The organism is Curtobacterium sp. MCLR17_058 (assembly GCF_003234705.2).
GTDB lineage: Bacteria > Actinomycetota > Actinomycetes > Actinomycetales > Microbacteriaceae > Curtobacterium > Curtobacterium flaccumfaciens.
Window position 1 is genome coordinate 1410232 of the sequence record NZ_CP126262.1, and the last position, 17046, is coordinate 1427277.

The following is a 17046-nucleotide window of genomic DNA, read 5'->3' on the forward strand; positions in this document are numbered from 1 at the left end:
TTTCGTCGGTGAGCGCCAGTGCTGAAAGTAAATTGCGTGTTACGTCGTTGTGCCCCACCTGTGTGCCAGCGGACTGACGATGGCGGCGATCACCAGGGGGAGGACGAACACCCACGACACCGGGCCGGTGTTCGTCGACACGACTCCGGCCCATCCGGCTGGTTGGTCCGGGGTCCCGCGACCGAACAGCGCTGCGACGAACAGGTAGAGCACGCCCGGCACGGACTGGTACCGGTCGCCGAGTACCGCTCGGCTGACCAGTGCGAGTGCGCAGAACGCGATCGTGTTCCGGGCGGTCGCGACCGCGGCCTCGGGTTCGGCGCCGACCGCGAGGCCGATGCTCGCGGTGGCTGTCACCAGCGCGACCACCGCGATGACGGCGGCCAGCTCGAGCAGGTCCGTCCGCCGAGTGGGCGCGGGGAACGGTGCGCGGGTGATCGAAGCGCTCGTCGCGATGGCGATCACCAGCGGGAGCACGGCCGCGACGGGGAACAGTGCGAACGGTGCGCCGCCGCCGAACGAGGGGAAGAGCATGCCGATCGGGCCGAGCGCGATCGAGAGCACCGTCAGGGCGGTCGTGAGTCCGAGCAACGGCAGGGTGCGGTGGACACGCAGCCACCAGGTCACGAGGACGGCACCGCGACGTGGCCGACCGAGCAATCCGTCAGGCGCTCGATCGTCGCCGTGACCCACGCGGCCTGAGCGGGGGCCGGAGCACGACGGAGGGCTCGCAGAACGTCGGGGTCATCCAGCTCGAGGGCGGGTTCCACGTGGTCGGCGTTCACGATGCCCTCGGCGGCGACGTCGATGAGCCATCGGTTGGCAACAGCGGCATCGTTGAGGCGTTCGGCGTCGTCCTCCTCGGTGCCGCAGTGGGCCACCTCGGCGTCACCGAGCAAGGAGGTGGTGATGCTGTGGAGCACGTCGGCGTCGGTCATCCGGACCTGGACGATCATGTTCAGGACGTCGGCCGTCGATGGCGCGTTGCTCGCGCGGATGGTCGACGGCACCGTGATGCCCGAGCGGCCGAGGTTCTCCGCAGCCTTGCGGATGACGGATTCTGATTTGCCGCTGTCGCGTTGCTCCGGGAAGAGGCAGATCGTCGGCGCCGCGCCGCTGCAGATCGCCTGCGCTTGCGGGCGGTCGATGATCGGTGCCGCGCCGAGGCCGGAGCCGGCGGTCAGCGCGACGAGGGTGATCACGACGAACGAGCTCGCGCCTATCGGGACACCGAACCGGTGGACGCTGTTGCCGCTCGAGCGTCGAGCGACCGCGATGACGAGCAGACTGCACCCGGCGAGCAGACTGAACGCCGTCGCGATGACCGGTGCCCGGGTGTCGAGCGCGGTCTCGACCGAGCAGCAGTCCGCCATCACGAGTCCGGCGAGGTACCGGAGCGGGAAGTAGTCCACGGACCAGGTGAAGCCGAGCCAGCTGTACGAGACGAGCAGGCTCAGTGGGATGGATGCCACCGGCGGGAGCCATCGCCCCAGTGCGAACCCGATGCAGCTGTTGAAGAACAGGATCCCCGCGAAGGCGAGGCCGACGAGGGGCGACGGGCCACCGGGAGCGCCCCAGGTGTCCCGACTCATGAGTGCGACCGCGACGAGCTGGAGCAGCAGACCGGCGGCCAGTGGTGTCCACAGGTGATCGGTGACGACTGCTGCACTGGATCGGCTGCTGGACTCGATCACGGGCGCAGCCAGACGGAAGCGCTTCCCTTCCCAGGCGCCGGCCGTGGCCGCCACTCCGCACGAGAACACCAGGTAGATCGCGGAGCCGGCCATCGCCGCGGGCCAGTAGCCAGCGACGGTCGTCTCATCTGCGAACTGCACGCTGTAGGCGACGACGCCGAGCAGCCCAGGAATGAGGAGCCACACTGCTGCTCGGCTGCGCCACGGGATGATCGGGCGCATCAGTCGTCCTCACGCGTGAACCGCGCGTGCGAAGCGGTGACCGCCTCGGCGGGCGAGAGGTCTGCGAACGGCTCGGTGAACGACGCGACCGAACCAGCGAACGGCACCCGGCCGTCGACGAGGACAGTCACATGGTCGTAGGTCGCGGCGACGTCCTCGGTCTGGTGCGTCGAGACGACGACGGACACTTCCGTCGGCAGGTTCTGGATCACCCGAGCGAACCGCGCGCGCTGTGCCGGATCGAGTCCGGCCGTCGGTTCGTCGAGCAGGATCCACTGCGCGCCGGACACCAACGCGCCGGCAACGCCGAGCCGCCGGATCTGGCCGCCCGACAACGACGACGCTCGTGCGTCAGCTCGGGTGGCGAGATCGACGGCGGTCAGCGCGGCCGTCGAGCGATCCCAGGCGTCGGCGCGCGACAAGCCCTTCAACCAGCCGCAGTAGGCGACGTGCTCTCGAGCGGTCAGGCCCGGGAAGGCGCCGCTCCGCTGCGGAAGCCATGCGACCCCTCGGCGGTACCGTCGGCGGTCTCCGCGCGTCCCCGGTTCCCCCAGTCCCTCGATGTTGATCGTCCCGGCGCGGGGGCGGAGCGTGTCGGCGACGAGTCCCAGCAGGGTCGACTTGCCAGCGCCGTTCGGCCCGAGCAGGACGCTCGCTCCGGTCGGGAACACCGTCGACAACCCGGAGAGCACCGTGGAGTCCCGCCGGTACCCGAAGGTGAGTTCGTCGATCTGTATGCCCACTGCGCCCCCTTGAAACCTCGTACTGGTGTTTCACCGTACAGGGCGAAGGATCACCGCAGGAGCACGAGGTGCGGCAGGCCTCCTGAGTCAGCGCTGGCGGGCGGCTGCTTCGGTGGCCGCCTGCACGTAGCGCCGGCAGCTTCGGGACTGGTGGAGGAAGAGTGGCGTGAAGACGACGGCCGCAACGAGGAGCGTGCCGCAGAGGATCCGACTGAAGACGGCAGAGAAGGGGTCGTCGCCGACGAGGTTCGGGAGCTGCGGACCAACGACGCCGAGGCAAAGCAGCAGGAACTGACCGAGGGCGATCGGCTGGTAAGCGGCGCGGAGACGGGCGAGGTCGAACGCCCGTTGTGCGAGGTCAGAATCGGCCGGTTCGATCGGGGCTTGCTTCGCGATCGCCTGCGCGAGGGTCTTCCGGCCGAAGCGCGAGAGCCCTTCGAGGGGCGCCTGCATCTGCGGAGTCAGCCGGAGTGTGGTGGCGACGAGCGAGAACGCCCCCGCGAGTCCTCCGGCCGCCACCGTGCACCCGATCACCACGAGGGGCCATCCCGGGCCTCGGCGCGCGTCTCCGAGCAGGATGACGACCACGACGCCCACCATCAGGCCGACGATTCCGCCGGCCAGGATGACCCAAGCCGTCCTGCGCCAGGCTCGGCGGGCGATCACCTCCGGTGTCGAGTGCATCTCCGTTGCGGTGGTCATACGACGGAGACCGGAGTGTCGGTGCGGCGATCGTTGTCGGCAGTGGCGGCATCCGCGTAGCGCCGCGCTCGGCGGCCTCGGACGACCAGCAACGGCACGACGAACACCATTTCGATGACGAAGAGCGCGAGGAAGATCCGGCTGATGATCGCGTTGCCATCGCCGGTGACGACCCGGGCGAACTGGGGAACTGCGGCTCCTGCGAACAGCATGAGGTTCTGGACGAGGATCAGCCCGTTGAACGCGGCGGTCCCGCGAGCGAGGGTGAGCGCGCGGTGCTGGAGTTCCGGGCCTGCGTCCTCCTTGAGCGGAACGCCCGAGCGGATGGCTCCCTTGATGATCTTGCGACGGTCTCTCGTCAGGTCCTCGGTCGCCTGCGTGATGATCGACGACGCGCGTGCTGTGGTGGGGAGCAACGAGAGCATCCCGGCCAAGCCGACGAGCACGGCGACGCACGTGCAGATCGCCAGGGCGACGGTCCAACCGTCCTCGTCCCGCGAGGTTGCCCAACCGGCCACTGCCCCCGCGACCGCGGCGATCGACACGACCAGGGCGGTACGACGCCACGCGCGCCGGATGATTTGTTCATCTTCCCCCACCCGCTCACCCTACGGGGCGGGGCAGAGCCGTGTTCTGGAGTCGAGCACCTGTCGGACGCTGGCGGTGCGGTCGAGGTGGGGCGGGCCTCCAGGCCGGACGCCGTCAGGCGACGCCGCGCCGCGGACGGAAGACGCCCGCCCGGACCAGCCACACGTAGAGCAGGCAGCCGATGCAGACGTCGAAGACGGCGTTGAGGAATGCGGCGACCAGGGCGACCGCGGCACCGATCGGGGCGGCGTACGGCACGCCGAGCAGTGCGAGGAGCAGCGAGACCGCGGTCACGAACAGGCCGACCTGCTGGGCGAAGGTCGGGGGTTCCGGGGCCTCGAGTTCGGCGGGCGGGGCGAGGCGTGGACGGACGACCCGTCGGAAGAGTGCGCCGTAGGGGTGGCGGCGGATGCCGGCGATGCCTCCGACGGCGAACAGCACGACGATGACCGCGAGCAGCACGATGCCGGCGATCCACGTCTCGGGGATCAGCGTGAGGACGATCGTCGCGGCGAGGAGCACCGTCGTGATGGCGGCGCCGAAGCGTGGGGAGCGCGGGTCGATGCCGCGTGTGGGGTCGGTCGACGTGGTCATCGGGACTCCTGGGTGCCGGTCGTGTCTGCGGTGCCTGCGGTTCCTGCGGTCAGGACAGTGGCGAGGGCTGCGGCGAGCTCGGGTGGGCGGGGTGGGCCTCCGAAGCGGGTGCGGACGGTCCGGTTGGCGTCGAGGAGCAGGACCGTGGGGGTCTGCAGGACGTTGAAGCGGCTCGCCAGTCCGGGGTGCTCGGCGAGGTCGATCTCCAGTCGGGAGACACCGTCGTGTCGGGCTGCGACGGAGTCCAGGTGCCGGGCGGTCGCGGGGCAGCGGGCACAGGTCGGAGTGGAGAACTGGACGAGGGTGGCGCGCGTGCCGAAGGCTGTCGGCGGGGCGAGGTCGGCGACGGTGCTGGCGGTGCCATCGGCTGAGGTCGGGCTGGGCTTCGCGCGGCCGGTCCTGGAGCGGAGGAGCAGCCCGAGGACGGTGGCGAGGGCAAGAACCCCCGCCAGCACGGCGACGGCCACGATGACGGTCATGGTGCGACCGTACGTCGTGGTGCTGTCCGCACGGAAACACGTGTCCGTTCGTGACGGGGCCGGGCGGTCAGGCGGCCCGGCGCAGCCGTCGCGTCGTTCCGTCGGCAGGCGAGCGCCCCGCCAGTGTGGGGACGCCTTCGCTTCGAATAGGCATACGTTTCCAGCGTCGGCAGCGGACGGCTCGCCTGCCTACGATCGAGAGTGTGAGCTTCGACGTGACACCTGGGCGGTACCGGCACTTCAAGGGCAACGACTACGAGGTGCTGGTCGTAGCCCGTGACGTCGAGACCGAAGAGCCGGTGGTCGTGTACCAGGCGCTCTACGGCGATCGCGGACACTGGGTGCGCTCGCTCGCCGACTTCACCGCGCACGTCACCCGCGACGGGTACGACGGGCCTCGGTTCGTGCCGATCGGCTGACCGCCCGGCGACCCGACGGGGTCGGTGTCGGCGCCCACCCCTAGGCTTTCAGCGCACCATAGAGACGGGGGAGCGCATGCAGATCGGCGTCGACGGGCACGTGCTGCTCAGCCCGAGTGACCTGAGCACGTGGTCGGCCTGCGAGTGGGCGTTCCTCCGCCGCCTCGACGCCAAGCTCGGTCGCGGGGACGCCCTGCCCGACGTGCACGACGACATGCTCGAGCGCACCGCACGGTTGGGGGACCAGCACGAGCTCGACTACCTCGACATCCTCAAGCAGACCCGCAAGGTCGTCGAGTTCGACCGTCCCGCACCGCCGGACTACGCACGCGCCGCAGCCGAAGCACGACAGGCCTTCGCCGACGGTGCCGACGTGCTGTACCAGCCGACGTTCCACGCAGCACCGACCGCCGACGCCCCCGGCTTCATCGGCTTCGCGGACTTCATCATCCGCAACGACCGCGGCGAGTACGAGGTCTACGACACCAAGCTCGCACGCCACGCCAAGATCAGCGCCTTGCTGCAGCTCGCCGCGTACGCCGAGCAGATGCAGGCGCACGCCGAGCAGATGCAGGCGCACGGCATCCCGACCGGGCAGCAAGTGCACCTGGTGCTCGGCGACCGGACGACGACCACGCACGACCTCGCCGACATCTCGCCGGTGTACCGCACGCAGCGCGCCGAGCTGCAGCGGGTCATCGCCGAGCGCATCGCTGCCGACGAGGCACTGCAGTGGGGTGACCCGCGGTACTCCAGCTGCGGGCGCTGTGCGATCTGTTCGACCCAGGTCGCCGAGCACCGCGACCTCGTCCTCGTCGCGGGCATGCGCCTCGACCAACGGGCGAAGCTCATCAAGCACCAGGTGCGGACGATCGACGACCTGGCGGTCCGCACCCGGGCAGTGCCGGGCTTGTCTCGCGCGACGCAGGATCGGCTGGTACGGCAGGCGAGCCTCCAGATCGAGTCGGAAGACGCCCGACGGAAGGGTGCCGACGGGCCGGGCCAGCCCGTGAAGCCGCGCTTCGAGGTCCTCGACGCCCGTGCGCTCGACGCGATCCCGGCACCCGACCCGGGTGACGTGTTCTTCGACTTCGAGGGCGACCCGCTGCACACCGAGGACGGCGTGCACTGGGGCCTCGACTACCTGTTCGGCCTGGTCGACGACCGCGCCGAGTTCACCGCGTTCTGGGCGCACATCATCCGCGACGAGCGAGTTGCGCTGGAGCAGTTCCTCGCGTTCATCGAGGCCCGGCGGCAGCAGTACCCGGGCATGCACATCTACCACTACGCGGCCTACGAGCGGACGCACCTGCTGTCACTCGCCGCCCGGCACGGCGTGGGCGAGGACGCCGTCGACGACCTGCTCCGCGCCGGGGTCCTGGTCGACCTGTACCCGATCGTCCGCAAGGCCCTGGTCGTCGGCAGCCACAGCTACTCCATCAAGAAGCTCGAACCGCTGTACATGGGGTCCGACCTGCGCGAGAGCGACGTCACGAACGCCGCGGACAGCATCACCGCCTACGTCGACGCGATCGAGGAGCTCCGGAACGGCGACGCTGTCGAAGGGCAGCGGATGCTCGACCAGGTCGCCGACTACAACGCCTACGACTGCCGCTCGACCCTGCGCCTGCGCGACTGGCTCCGCTCGCTGCGCACCGACGACCCCGACGCGGCCGACCCGTCGCTCGAACTCGAGGTCCCGCCGATCCCGGTCGAGCGCGAGCCGAACCCGGTGTACGTCGCCCTGGCCGCGCAGCTCGAGGACGTCGACGCCCTCGATCGCACCCCTGACCAGACCGCGTTGGCGCTCGCCGCAGCCGCGATCGACTACCACCGCCGCGAGGCCAAGACCTTCTGGCAGGACCACTTCGACCGCCTGCGGAACCCGGTCGACGACTGGGCCGACACGCGTGACGTCCTGGTCGTGGAGCGTGCGTCCGTCGAGCGCGACTGGGACACGCTGCCGCGTGCCCGCTCGCAGTCGCGGGAACTCCGGTTGTCGGGGACGCTCGCGCCCGGCTCGCGGCTCCGGCCTGGAGGCACGCCCCACCTGGTCTACGACGACCCGCTTCCGCCCTCGGTCGCCTCACCGGGCCCCGGGTCGAAGGGCGCGTCGTCGCGCGCCGTGATCATGGACGTGTGGGACAACGGGGATGCCGTCGAGGTCCTCGTGAAAGAGGGTCTGCCCGTCGGCGGCGAACCGCACCACGAGTTCCCGGTGGCCCTCGCCCCGTCGGCGCCGCCCCGAGCGAAGCCCCAGCCCGAGGCGATCGCCTGGTGGGGTCAGGCCGTGCTCGACGAGCTGCCGGCGATGCTGCCCGACCCTGCGCTCGACCTGCTGCGCCGGGTGCCCCCGCGTGGCCCGATCGTCCCGGTGCAGCGCGACGACACGGTGTCGGCGGTGGTGTCAACGTTGCTCGACCTCGACCGGTCGTACCTGGCGATCCAGGGCCCTCCCGGCACGGGCAAGACCTACGTCGGCTCGAACGTCGTCGCCCGGCTCGTCCGCGAGTACGGCTGGCGCGTGGGGGTCGTCGGCCAGTCACACGCGACGTCGGAGAACTTCCTTGCCTCCGTGGTCAAGGCCGGCGTCCCCGCGGACCGCGTCGTGAAGGTGCCGAAGTCCGGCGCGACCGAGGACGAGCTCGATTCCGCAGCCTGGACCCCGGTGAAGAACGGTGCCGCGGTCGCCGCGTTCCTGTCTTCGTGCGAGTCCTCGGGCACCGGCGGTGTCGTCGGTGGCACGGCGTGGACGTTCGCGAACGAGTCCACGATCGAGCGCCGTTCCCTCGACCTGCTCGTGGTCGACGAGGCCGGGCAGTTCTCCCTCGCCCCGACCATCGCGTCGTCCGTCGCCGCCACGCGGTTGCTGCTGCTCGGAGACCCCCAGCAGCTGCCCCAGGTGTCGCAGGGCTCCCACCCGGAGCCCGTCGACGAGTCCGCACTCGGCTGGCTCGCCGACGGCCAGCACGTCCTGCCGCCCGAGTTCGGCTACTTCCTGGCCCGCACCCGCCGCATGGAGCCCGCGCTGACCGAATCCGTCTCGGCCCTGTCCTACGACAGGCAGCTCGCCTCGATGGTCTCCGGGCGGCACCTCGACGGCATCGACGCGGGTGTGCACCCCGTGCCGGTCGTGCACGCGGGCAACACGACGTCGTCTGCTGAGGAGGCCGCCCGGGTCGTCGCACTCGTCGGTGACGTCGTCGGCCGCACCTGGACCGACGGTTCCGACACCCGTGCCCTGACCGACGAGGACGTCATCGTGGTGGCGCCGTACAACGCGCAGGGGGCACTGATCCGGCAGGAGCTCGACCGCTCGGGCTTCACCGGCACTCAGGTCGGCACCGTCGACCTGTTCCAGGGCCGCGAGGCCGTCGTGTCGATCGTGTCCCTGGCGGCATCGAGTGCGGCGGACATCCCGCGCGGCCTCGACTTCCTGCTCATGCCGAACCGGTTGAACGTGGCGATCTCGCGGGCGAAGTGGGCGGCCTACCTCGTGCACTCACCGGCGCTGACCACGGGGCTGCCCCCGTCGATCGCGGGACTCTCGCTGTTGTCCCGCTTCATCGAGCTCGTCGAACCGCGCCGCTGACCAGCGGGAAGTCAGCCCGACTCGACGGTGCCGATGGTCGAGCTGTATGTCGCCACCGCCCCGAACTGTGCTCCGATGATCGTGACGGTCCACGCTGTGCCGTCCGGGGCGACGGAGTACAGGATGCGTGCGCCATCAGGAACGGCAGCGAGCCCGGTGCCGTCGGGCAGGAGGATCCGCTCCGGCGCGGTCATCCCGACGGACAGAGTCGACGGGTACGGACCGGTGCCGAACCTCTGCTCCATGACGAAGGCGAGCGAGCCGGCGCTCTGTACGACGGCCGACCGCTCGGTCTCCACAGTCGCCGGAGCTGGCGGCGCGGCAGGTTCCGGCGTCGCTGACGGAACAGCAGACTCCACCGGAACAGCGACGGCCGGGAGTTGCGGGACCGCAACCGGTCCGACGGCAGCGCTCCGGCCATCGAGGGGGAGCGAGAGTGCTGGCAGGTGGACACCGGTACCCGCCAGAGCAGACCCGATGACCGCGTACGCCATGAGCGCCGTCCCGACGCTGCCGAGGATCGCACCTCCGCGACCGAACGCCCGCGCAGTGGCCGAGCCCCATCGTGCTGTCTTGATCGCCTGCACACCGAAGACGATCGCCGAGATGCCGATCGTCGAGACGATGAAGCCCGTCTGGATCCCGGACTGTTGCGGCTCGACGAGTGCGATGACCACGCTGCCGAAGCCGAGCAGCATCGCAAGCGTCGCGAACGCCCAGGGCCTCGTGCGCCGGCGTGGCTTCGCGTTCAGCAGCGGTGAGGGTGCGTGGAGTGTCGGCAGCCGGCGAGCACCGCTTCGCGAGGGTCCTGACGAGTACTCCGGAGGGGACCAATCTCGTGGTCCTGGCCCGCCCAACGGCATCGTCGATCCCCCGTCTGCTCAGTACGACGGACCCATCTTGATGGGCGCCGCTGACATGAGCGATCCCCAGAACTGGGTTGACGGGCTGGCCAGGAGTGCAGGTGGCAGACCGCTACGATCACGCGGACATCGGCACCGGATGCCCTCGGCCTCGGGCAGGTCATCCGACGGACGAGGTCGCAGGGTTGGGCGGTCGCTGTGGGCACCGCGACCGTCATGGCGATCGTGGTGTCCGTGAGCTGTGTGGTCGTCGCGGAGCACGCTGGGTGGGCCAGCGCTGCGTGACGGTTCTGGTTCACGAACCCCGGGGATCGTGAACCAGAACCGTCACCCAGCGGAAAACGCACCGCACTCGCCCGGAGCGGACGGTGAGACGGAGCGGGTCAGTCGTCGCTGGTCGGGACGCCGCCCTGCATCTGCACCCGCATCTGGGCGAGGACATCGGCGTGCAGGAAGTTCGCCTCGGCCGCACTCGTGGGGTCGACCACGATGCCGAACTCCTCGGGGAGCGCGGACACGAGCTCGGACATCGGCACCGGACGCCCCTCGGCGTCGGGCAAACCGGCGGCGAGTTCGGCCGGGTCGGTGAAGACGGGCACGAACGGCTTGTCCCGGATCATGACGTGGGCGACGCTGCCGGCCTCCGGAGCGCCCACCGGCTTCCAGGGGACCCACGCCGCGCTGCGCAGGAAGCCCGCGGGTGAGGCGGCCATTCGGCGCCGGAGTTCGGCGGCCGCGGTCGGCGGGGCCTTGTCGATCCCTCGGCCGAAGGCTGATCCGTTGGTCTGATCGGTACTCACACCAGCCATGCTGTCACGGTCGGCGGACACGGCGGGGCCGAGCCGCGCCTCCAGGCCGAAGCCCGGCGCACGCGGACGTGCGCCGGGCGGCGGAGGTGACGGACTCAGTACGCGGCCGACTGCCCGCCGTCGATCGGGACGACCGTCGCGTTGACGTAGGACGCGTCGTCAGACAGCAGGAAGGCGACGACGGCGGCGATCTCGGGGGCCTCGCCGTAGCGCTTCGTCGGGTTGACCTGGATGAACTCCTCGGCGGCCTTGCGGGGGTTCTCCGCATCGAGCTGCTTCATCGAGTTCTCGACCATGGGCGTCCAGATGGCACCGGGGGCGATGGCGTTGATGCGGATGCCGTAGCGGCCGTACTCGACGGCCGAGTTGCGGGTGAGGCCGACGACGCCGTGCTTGGCGGCCGCGTACCCGGACTGGTTGCCGATGCCGCGGATGCCGCCGACGCTCGCGGTGTTCACGACCATGCCGGAGCCCTGCTCGCGCATGACCTTGAGCACCTTCTCGAGACCGAGGAACACGCCACGCAGATTGATCGACACGACGCGGTCGAACTCGGCGGCGGTGAAGGACTCGGTGGGGTTCTGCTTGCCCTCGATGCCGGCGTTGTTGAAGAAGCCGTCGATGCGGCCGAAGCGCTCGGTCGTGGCGGTGACGTAGGCGTCGACCTGGGCCTCGTCGGACACGTCTGCGACGGCCGTCAGGACCTGCGCGTCGGGGGTGGCCTCGAGCACGGCGGTCTTCGTCGCCTCGAGACCCTGCTCGGAGACGTCGACGAGGGAGAGCGCAGCGCCCTCGGCTGCCAGGCGGACGGCCGTCGCGCGGCCGAGGCCGGAGCCGCCGCCGGTGATGAGGACGACGCGGTCGGCGAAGCGGGTGGTGCCGGTGGTGGTTTCGGGCATGGTGGGAGGCCTCCTGAGGTCTTCGACGGTGAAGGGCTCGGGGTCCGCGGTGGGGCAGCGAGTCCGATCGATGCAGCTGCATCGAGAAACCTAGACTACACCTGTCGTTTAACAGTGGAGTCAGCAGGCGTCCAGGCGCCCCATCACGCTGCCGGCCTCAGCTCGTCACGATCGACGTCGTCGTTGCCATGGTCGCAGCCATGATCACGACGATCGTCGCGGCCTCGATCTCCTCGAGCACGGCCTTCACCGCCGGGCTCGCCCAGGTACCCGAGGTGATCCCCTTCACCAGGTCCTTGTCGACGGCGCCGAACTGCTTGCGCAGGGTGTTCGTCGCGTCGAGCAGGCCGATGACCGCGGCGGAGAACGGCGTGGGTCCTGCTCGGCCAGCCAGCACGTCCCCGATGCCGGAACGCAGCAGTGCCTCCGGGGCTCCGTCCCGCTCCGGGTGCTTCGTGGTGGGGAAGAGGCCGAGCACCTTGCCCTGCTCGACGCTGATGATGCCCCTGGCGACGAGGCCGGCGAACACGTCGTCGCGCAGCCGCTGCTTGCCGAGTCGGCTCACCCACCACTTCGCCTTGCGCGGTGCACCGGATGCCGCGATGGAGCCGACCACGCCGTCGAGCACAGGGTCGCCGGTTGCGGCACCGTTCACGACGGCGACGAGTCCGTCCTGCAGCGAGACGGCACCGCGCAGCGCGAGATCGGCGAGGACGGCCCCCGCGAGACCCGTGTCGAGCGTCGAACCATCGAGCGCGTGGCGTCCGTCGGGCTCGACCTGCAGGAGCGCAAACGCCTGTGGGACCGTGAGTTGCTCAGCCATGCCCGCAGCCTGCCACGCGGGGCGGAGGTGCGCCGGGCCTCCGAGCCGACACCCAGCGGCGCCGGACCCGCCCGACGTCAGCAGGCGTCCAGCACCCGCACCATCGCGTCCCGCTCCGCCGGAGCCACCCACAGGCGGTACTTCGCCTTCACCGTGACCTGGTGCTCGATGTAGGTGCAGCGGAACGCCTTGTTCGCGGGGAGCCAGGTCGCCGCGTCGCCGGAGCCCTTCTGCGAGTTGGACCGGCCGTCGACGGCGAACAGGTTCACCGGGTCGTTCGCCAGCGCCTGCCGCTCGGCCTCGGTGAGCCGCTGCGCTCCGGTGCGCCAGGCGTTCTCGAGCGCGACGACGTGGTCGATCTGCACGAGGGTCGAGGTCGTGTTGCCGCGCACGAAGTCCACCGTCGCACCCGTGTACGGCGAGACGAGGGTGCCGGTGAGGACCTTGCAGCGACCCTCGCGGGTGATGTCGGCGAGGTCGCGCGCGAGGACGTCGTTCCGGGTGTCGCACCCGTTGTGGTCGACGTCGAGCCAGGCGCTGCCGAAGTCACCGGTGCGGTCGTAGCCGGTGCCGGCTGCCTTGCCCTTGACGGGTAGGTCGGCGAGCTGGGTGCGCGCGCGGACCGCGTCGGCGTCGGTCCCGCGACTGACGGTCGGACTGGAGGCGGGGGTCGCCCCCGACGACGCCTGCTGCGGTCCGATGGTGGTCGTCTCCCCGGCCGTGGGGCCGCCCGCAGCGGTCGTGCCCGCTGCGTCGGCGTCCGGTCCGAGGACACCGGTGGCGTCGAGGGCGTAGCCACCGACGGCGAGGGCCAGGACGACGAGGACGGAGGTCAGGGTGATGCGGCTGCGGCGTCGGCGGGACGTCATGCGGTGGGACTCCAGGTGGTGCGGGGCGGAACGTGGTGCGGGTCCCGCGGTGCGGTGGGACGGGTCTGGCGAGACAGGGACGATCATCTCGTGCGTGACCGACATACCGGGACGGCGCGCGCGGCACGGTGCGGGGTTGGTCGGTGTGTGCGGTCGGGGTTGTTCGGTGCGGGGTTGTGGCGTGGCACGGGGCGGGCAATCTCGCACGGGTTGGCGGATTTCGCACGGTGCGGATCTGGCGCGGCAGCGCAGCGGCGGGCGAACAGCGGGGGAGCCGGCGGGCGGCGGGTCAGGTCAGCAGCGAGCGGATGTCGTCGGCGGTCAGGTCGTCGGCGAACAGGGCGTCGTCGTCGATCATCGTGGCGAACAGCTCGGCCTTGCGGGCGGCGAGGGCGAGGACCTTCTCCTCGATGGTGTCCTCGGCGATGAACCGTTGGACGCTGACTGATCGGGTCTGCCCGATGCGGTGCGTGCGGTCGACGGCCTGGGACTCGGCGGCGGGGTTCCACCACGGGTCGAGCACGAACACGGTGTCCGCCTCGGTCAGGGTGAGCCCGAACCCGCCGGCCTTCAACGAGATGAGGAACGCGGGGGCGGTGCCCTGCCGGAAGCGCTCGATGACCTCCGGGCGCTTGCGGGTGGAGCCGTCGAGGTACTCGTAGCCGATGCCCCGGGCGTCGAGGGCGTCGGAGACCATCCGCAGGAACGAGGTGAACTGGCTGAACACCAGGGCGCGACGGCCCTCTGCCGCGAGCTGTTCGAGTTCGTCGAGCAGCAGGTCGAGCTTGGCGGAGGGGATCGGCGTCGCCGGTGACACAGGCGAGTCCGACCCCGCTGACACCAGCGCTGGCGACAGCGCGAGCATCCGCAGCAGCGTCAGCGACCGGAACACGATCATCCGGTTCTTCGACAGGTCGTCGATCAGGTCGAGGACCTTCAGGCGCTCCCGGTTCAGGGTGCGCTCGTACAGCTCCCGGTGCGCGGGGTCGAGCGTGACCCGGACCACTTGTTCTTGCTTCGGCGGTAGGTCGGCCGCGACGGCTTCCTTCGTGCGGCGGAGCATGAGCGGCCGGATCCGTCGACGCAACCGCCCGGTGAGCTCTTGCCGGGCTTCACCGCGGAGCTCGGGCGAGGCGAGGGGCTTCACGTAGTCGTCGCCGAACCGGGTCCAGGTGGACAGCAGCCCGGGCGCGACGATGTGGAACAGTGCCCACAGGTCCGTCAGGCCGTTCTCGAGCGGCGTGCCGGTGATCGCGAACTTCACCGGTGCCTGCAGCTCCGAGGCCACACGGTGGGTCTGGGACTGCGGGTTCTTCGCGAACTGGGCTTCGTCGAGCACCAGCGCCGACCACGGCAGGTCGGTCCAGGCTCGGGCGTCGAGCCGGAGCAGCGCGTACGAGGTGACCACGATGTCCGACGCGGCAGCGGTGCGCGCGACGAGCCCGGGGTCCTTCAGCGACGTCGAGGTCACGGTCGCGACCCGCAGCGACGGCACGAACTTGGCGGCCTCGGCAGCCCAGTTGCCGACGACCGAGGTCGGTGCGACGACCAGGAACGGGGGCGCGTCGGGCTCCGCGGCACGACGGGCGGCGACCATCGCGAGCACCTGCAGCGTCTTGCCGAGGCCCATGTCGTCGGCGAGCACCCCGCCGATGCCGTGCGTCACCAGGAACGACAGCCACGCGTACCCGGCGTGCTGGTACGGCCGCAGGTCGGCGTGCACTGTGTCCGGCACGGGGACGTCACCCGGGGGAGTCGCCCCGAGCAGCCCCGAGGCGATCGCCTGCCACCGCTCGTCGTGCGAGGTCTCGTCGGCCAGCAGGTCGAACTCCGACCACAGCCCGGCGTGCAGCGGCGTGACGGCGATCGGCTGGTCGGGCTCCCACTCGTCCAGGTCGCGGGCCTCGTCGATGAGTTCCTTGAGCCGGTCGAACGCGGGGTCGGCCAGCGACAGGTACGAGTTGTCGACGAGCTTGAGCCGTCGCTGCCGCCCCGCGAGCGCGGTGAGCAGCGGCGTGAAGGGGATCTGCTTGCCGTTGACGCTGACGATGATGCCGAGGTCGAACCAGTCGTGCTTGTCCGACGGCATCGTCGTGACCCGGATGTGCGGCCGGCCGCTCAGCCGCTCGTAGTCGAGCCGCTCACCCTGCACGACCGTGCGGACGCCGAGCGACGGCAGCTCGGGCAGGAACTCGTTCGCGAACACCGCGACGTCGGCCCCGTCGATGGTGCCGTCCTGGAACCAGTCCAGCCCGCCACCGGGTCCGGCAGGGCGGACGGGAGGCCCGGCCTGCGTCGCGTCGTCGTCCGGCGTCGTCGACGTGGTCGGCTCCACCGCCACGGCCGGGTCCGCGACGGGAGTGTCGTCGGTGCCCGCCGGATCGTCGGCGGCACGGAGCCCGGACAGGTCGGGGAGCGGGCCGTGCAGGGACACCGGGTCCTTCCTGCCGTCGACGTGCCAGCGCCAGTGCAGGTGCACGCGGCCGTCGGTGCGAGGGGCCCGGGCCGGCTCGAAGGTCGCGGTGAGCACGAGCTCGGGCGGGGTGCGTTCCGGCAGCACCACGGAGCCGTCGGAGCTGACCAGCCCCAGGGCACCGCGCAACCGGGGCGACCAGTCGGCCAGGAACTCGTCGACCTCGGCGGTCGGCACGGTGATCCGGGTGCCCTCGACGAGCATCCGCCGCTGGTCCTCGGGCACCGGCGCCGGGGTCGGTGCGACGGCGACCGTGAACTCGGGGCTCTCGCGGAACACGTAGACGCCGTGGTCGCCGATCATCCGCGCCGCTCCGGGCACCACGGGCCGGCCGTCGAGCACGGCACTCGCACCGATCACCACGGCGTCGTCGTGCCGGGCGACGTCGAGCAGCACCTGCGCCTGCGTGCCGAGCACCGCACCGCCCTCGCGCTTGCCGGTGACGAACGCGATGTCGAGCGCCGCGGCCTGCTGCAGGAGCGGCCAGAGCAGGGGGCTCCGGAAGTCGTCGAGGTGCAGCCAGTCGCTCTCACCCGGCAGGCCCGCCAGCTGCCCGGCACGGTGCAGGGCGGCGAGCTGCAGGAACCAGGCGTGCTGCTCGGCGCCGACGCCGAGCCGGTTCTGCGAGTAGGGGAGCGTGCCCCAGGTCAGCTGCCCGCGCACCCAGTTGCCGGCGTCGCTGCGGGTCACCGGCCGGACCCCGAGCCGCACGCTGCGGGACGGCGCCGGCAGGGCGCGGCCGGCGGCACGGGCGCGCGAGGCGAGCTTGGCGGGGACCGCGTCACGCAACTCGAACTGCAGCCCCATCCGGGTGCCCTGCGGGGTGGGCGCCCGGTCGTCGTCACCGGCGAGGCGGGCGAGGTCGTGCCTCCAGTCCGAGGGCGGCGGAGCCGGCGTCTCCGGGCGTGGGCCGGCGTTCGCGGCGAGGGCGCGGGCGTTGATGGTGAGGAGCGCGGCCGCGACGTGCTTGCAGTCACCGCCGAGCGGGCAGCTGCAGGTGCTGCGGACCGGGCGGACGAAGTCGCCGCGCGCCGGGGTGGTGTCGACGCGGAGTTCGTACGGGTCGTCGGCGGTGCCGGACACGATCGCGGTGACCGTGCCGTCGTCGTCGTGCCAGGTGGCGTCGTCGACCAGCCCGGCGCGGACGACGTCGCGTGCGCGGCCGAAGGTCTGCGGCCCGACGAAGCGGATGACGTCGACGGCGTCGATCATCGGGGCAGCAGGCACGGGACCATCGTGCCAGTCGCCACCGACGATCCGGGCCGCCACCCTGTGCG

Annotated in this window: 15 protein-coding genes; 2 read left to right on the forward strand and 13 right to left on the reverse strand. The window is 71.1% G+C overall.

From position 1 onward, the window contains the following. Positions 1 to 39: 39 nt before the first annotated feature. From DEJ11_RS06700 to DEJ11_RS06730, 7 genes are all read right to left on the reverse strand, one after another. Positions 40 to 627, reverse strand: coding sequence for a hypothetical protein (locus DEJ11_RS06700; protein WP_146250103.1), 588 nt, complete (start codon positions 625 to 627; stop codon positions 40 to 42). Then, positions 624 to 1916, reverse strand: coding sequence for a DUF7224 domain-containing protein (locus DEJ11_RS06705; protein WP_111105038.1), 1293 nt, complete (start codon positions 1914 to 1916; stop codon positions 624 to 626). Before DEJ11_RS06705 ends, DEJ11_RS06700 begins: the two co-directional genes overlap by 4 nt. After that, positions 1916 to 2659, reverse strand: a complete 744-nt coding sequence (locus DEJ11_RS06710; protein WP_220038344.1) for an ATP-binding cassette domain-containing protein — start codon at positions 2657 to 2659, stop codon at positions 1916 to 1918. Before DEJ11_RS06710 ends, DEJ11_RS06705 begins: the two co-directional genes overlap by 1 nt. A gap of 87 nt (positions 2660 to 2746) precedes the next feature. Next, a complete protein-coding gene (locus DEJ11_RS06715) occupies positions 2747 to 3361 on the reverse strand; it encodes a hypothetical protein (RefSeq protein WP_111105035.1) in 615 nt (204 codons plus the stop codon). Then, entirely contained in the window at positions 3358 to 3960 is a 603-nt protein-coding gene (locus tag DEJ11_RS06720) for a hypothetical protein (protein ID WP_146250102.1), read from the reverse strand. The genes DEJ11_RS06715 and DEJ11_RS06720 overlap by 4 nt, the downstream gene beginning before the upstream one ends. 103 nt (positions 3961 to 4063) lie before the next feature. Continuing rightward, complete coding sequence (locus DEJ11_RS06725) at positions 4064 to 4543, reverse strand: DUF4395 domain-containing protein (RefSeq protein ID WP_111105031.1); 480 nt, start codon at positions 4541 to 4543, stop codon at positions 4064 to 4066. Further along, entirely contained in the window at positions 4540 to 5022 is a 483-nt protein-coding gene (locus DEJ11_RS06730; RefSeq protein WP_284176689.1) for a TlpA family protein disulfide reductase, read from the reverse strand. Before DEJ11_RS06730 ends, DEJ11_RS06725 begins: the two co-directional genes overlap by 4 nt. 203 nt (positions 5023 to 5225) lie before the next feature. Between DEJ11_RS06730 and DEJ11_RS06735 the strand changes: the two genes are divergently transcribed. Next, positions 5226 to 5441: a DUF1653 domain-containing protein gene (locus tag DEJ11_RS06735; protein ID WP_258375512.1), complete on the forward strand. Its 216-nt coding sequence runs from the start codon at positions 5226 to 5228 to the stop codon at positions 5439 to 5441. Between the two features lie 76 nt (positions 5442 to 5517). Then, entirely contained in the window at positions 5518 to 9033 is a 3516-nt protein-coding gene (locus DEJ11_RS06740) for a TM0106 family RecB-like putative nuclease (RefSeq protein ID WP_111104595.1), read from the forward strand. A gap of 11 nt (positions 9034 to 9044) precedes the next feature. Here DEJ11_RS06740 and DEJ11_RS06745 read toward each other — a convergent pair whose 3' ends face one another. The 6 genes from DEJ11_RS06745 to DEJ11_RS06770 form a co-directional block, all read right to left on the reverse strand. Then, the gene (locus DEJ11_RS06745) at positions 9045 to 9731 is read right to left on the reverse strand and encodes a hypothetical protein (RefSeq protein ID WP_111104598.1); all 687 of its coding nucleotides are present in this window, start codon (positions 9729 to 9731) and stop codon (positions 9045 to 9047) included. Between the two features lie 548 nt (positions 9732 to 10279). Further along, positions 10280 to 10705 carry an SseB family protein gene (locus DEJ11_RS06750; protein ID WP_146250094.1) on the reverse strand — a complete coding sequence of 142 codons (426 nt, stop codon included), beginning with the start codon at positions 10703 to 10705 and terminating at the stop codon, positions 10280 to 10282. Positions 10706 to 10800: 95 nt separating this feature from the next. Continuing rightward, complete coding sequence (locus DEJ11_RS06755; RefSeq protein ID WP_111104604.1) at positions 10801 to 11604, reverse strand: SDR family oxidoreductase; 804 nt, start codon at positions 11602 to 11604, stop codon at positions 10801 to 10803. Between the two features lie 157 nt (positions 11605 to 11761). Next, complete coding sequence (locus DEJ11_RS06760) at positions 11762 to 12427, reverse strand: GOLPH3/VPS74 family protein (RefSeq protein ID WP_111104607.1); 666 nt, start codon at positions 12425 to 12427, stop codon at positions 11762 to 11764. A gap of 77 nt (positions 12428 to 12504) precedes the next feature. Next, complete coding sequence (locus DEJ11_RS06765) at positions 12505 to 13296, reverse strand: HNH endonuclease family protein (RefSeq protein ID WP_258375513.1); 792 nt, start codon at positions 13294 to 13296, stop codon at positions 12505 to 12507. Between the two features lie 289 nt (positions 13297 to 13585). Continuing rightward, the gene (locus DEJ11_RS06770) at positions 13586 to 16996 is read right to left on the reverse strand and encodes a DEAD/DEAH box helicase (RefSeq protein WP_146250095.1); all 3411 of its coding nucleotides are present in this window, start codon (positions 16994 to 16996) and stop codon (positions 13586 to 13588) included. Between the last annotated feature and the right edge of the window lie 50 nt (positions 16997 to 17046).

Coding starts and splice junctions, on each gene's coding strand:
- DEJ11_RS06705 (WP_111105038.1), bottom strand. CDS start 1,916: ATGCGCCCGATCATCCCGTGGCGCAGCCGAGCAGCAGTGTGGCTCCTC.
- DEJ11_RS06715 (WP_111105035.1), bottom strand. CDS start 3,361: ATGACCACCGCAACGGAGATGCACTCGACACCGGAGGTGATCGCCCGC.
- DEJ11_RS06725 (WP_111105031.1), bottom strand. CDS start 4,543: ATGACCACGTCGACCGACCCCACACGCGGCATCGACCCGCGCTCCCCA.
- DEJ11_RS06730 (WP_284176689.1), bottom strand. CDS start 5,022: ATGACCGTCATCGTGGCCGTCGCCGTGCTGGCGGGGGTTCTTGCCCTC.
- DEJ11_RS06740 (WP_111104595.1), top strand. CDS start 5,518: ATGCAGATCGGCGTCGACGGGCACGTGCTGCTCAGCCCGAGTGACCTG.
- DEJ11_RS06745 (WP_111104598.1), bottom strand. CDS start 9,731: ATGCTGCTCGGCTTCGGCAGCGTGGTCATCGCACTCGTCGAGCCGCAA.
- DEJ11_RS06750 (WP_146250094.1), bottom strand. CDS start 10,705: ATGGCTGGTGTGAGTACCGATCAGACCAACGGATCAGCCTTCGGCCGA.
- DEJ11_RS06755 (WP_111104604.1), bottom strand. CDS start 11,604: ATGCCCGAAACCACCACCGGCACCACCCGCTTCGCCGACCGCGTCGTC.
- DEJ11_RS06760 (WP_111104607.1), bottom strand. CDS start 12,427: ATGGCTGAGCAACTCACGGTCCCACAGGCGTTTGCGCTCCTGCAGGTC.
- DEJ11_RS06765 (WP_258375513.1), bottom strand. CDS start 13,296: ATGACGTCCCGCCGACGCCGCAGCCGCATCACCCTGACCTCCGTCCTC.